This window comes from Streptomyces sp. NPDC002513 (genome assembly GCF_053595355.1).
Genome location: NZ_JBSFXK010000152.1, coordinates 1 through 1,786 on the forward strand (window position 1 = coordinate 1; position 1,786 = coordinate 1,786).

At 68.6% G+C, this 1,786-nt stretch carries 1 protein-coding gene; it reads right to left on the minus strand.

Annotated features, from left to right (window positions below; genetic code table 11):
- Positions 1-29: 29 nt before the first annotated feature.
- Complete coding sequence (locus tag ACWD5Q_RS35425) at positions 30-1,652, minus strand: IS1634 family transposase (protein ID WP_451431176.1); 1,623 nt, start codon at positions 1,650-1,652, stop codon at positions 30-32.
- Positions 1,653-1,786 lie beyond the last annotated feature (134 nt).

The window sequence follows — 1,786 nt, forward strand, 5'->3', positions numbered from 1 at the left end:
GCTAGTTCCGTACTTCGCGGGTAGCTCGTTCAGGTTTCTGGCCAGCGGGGATGTGTTGGTTCCAGGCCGAGGAGGTCGAGGAGATGGAGCTGGACGCCGCGGCTGATGACGATGGTGGGTGGGTCGGTGGCGTGACCGACTCGCAGCCGTAGGCCGGAGAGGTGGTAGAGGATCATGCGGCCGGTGGGGCGGACCAGCTGGTTGCCGGGATACAGCCCGGGCATCTTCTGATCGCCCCCGAGGGCCCGGCGGACCTGGCGCTCGATCAGGCAGAACACGAGCAGTGCCAGGCAGATCACCGCCACCAGCGCGGCGACCCGTTTGTTGTCCTGCACGAAGACGGGGGTGACTGCCAGGGGGCCCTTGAAGTCGCTGTAGCGGCGCTCGACCGTCCCCTGCTGTCCCTTGTGGCGCCGCAGCACCTCGGCGGCGTCGGCCTGCTCGGAGGTAAGGGTGGTCAGTAGCGCGTACCAGCCGTCGACGGCCGCCTCGGCCTGGAGGACGTCCTGGTCGAAGTGCCAGTCGAGGGTGGGCCGTCCGGTGTCGTCGGTGGTGATCTCGGTGTGCAGGCAGCCGCTGACGCGGCGGGTTTTGGCGATCACGCCGATGCGGGCGGCGATCTTCTCGGCGGTGTTGTAGTAGCGGCCGCCGGCCCCGCGCTGCAGCTTGTCGAGGTCCTCCCGGGCCTTGGCCAGGCGTTTCTCACGTGCCCGCTGCTGACCTTTGGCGTTGCCGGTGGAGTGCACCAGGATCCGGCGGACCTCCACCTGCGGATCACGCTTGCGCGGCCCGGACAGGACGTGGGTGTCCTCCAGCACGCGGTAGGTCTCGCGCCGCTCGGCCGGGGTGTTCTCGTCCCGGGCAGGGGTGTAGTCCACGACGGTGGCCGCCTGAACGTCGAGGGCGGCATAGACCGCGTCGTCGACCGCGGAGGCCGGGGCCGGGGCGATGAAATCGCATCCGGCTTTGATCAGCGCGGTGACGTTGCGGTACGAGACCAGCTTGGAATCCGCGACCAGCAAGAACTCCTTGGGACCGGCTATCGCGCGCAGGGCGTTCATCGTGCCGGTGATCTGGGAGATCTCCGCGGCTCCGCCGTCGATGACACGGGACAGCAGCGGGATGCCGCCGTCGCCGGTCACCGCCAGCCCGGTCTGGATCTGCTTGAGGTCATAGCGGCGGTCCTTGGGATGGCCGTGCTTGATGCGGGGATAGTCCTCGTCCTGGTCCTCGGCCGGATAGGCGCCGTGCAGCGACATGGACGTCATGTCCCAGTGGCATGTGGACACATCGATGCCGAACTCGCCGATCGCGCGGGCCCCGATGCTGTCGGTCAGCTCCGTCAGGTGCGGGGCGATGGCGTCCAGGGCACGGCCCAGCCGGTCATCGTTGAGCAGCTCCGCCTCGACGCCGAAGACTTCCTCCACCGCCCACTCACGCGCCCAGTCGTCCACCCGCCACAGCGGGGCGGGCGCGGTCAGCCGGTTGGCCACCAGCGTCTCGATGACCTGGCCGTGCGTCAGGTGGGCGATGTCCCGGCCCGGACACAACCGGTCGACGGTCCCGGCCACATCCAGCCGGCGCAGAAACTCGGCAGCGACAGGCAGAGCACCCAGACGCTTCTCCACCACGGAGCTGACCACGCATTCCATGCGCGGACGCACCGTCCGTGGCCGCGGGGACCGGGAAGACTTCGTCACACCCCACCAACGCGGCCACGACTCCAACAGACACTCTCACAGGCACCGAACCAACCGATTCAGCCACCCGCGAAGTACGGAGCTAG

Coding starts and splice junctions, on each gene's coding strand:
- ACWD5Q_RS35425 (WP_451431176.1), bottom strand. CDS start 1,652: ATGGAATGCGTGGTCAGCTCCGTGGTGGAGAAGCGTCTGGGTGCTCTG.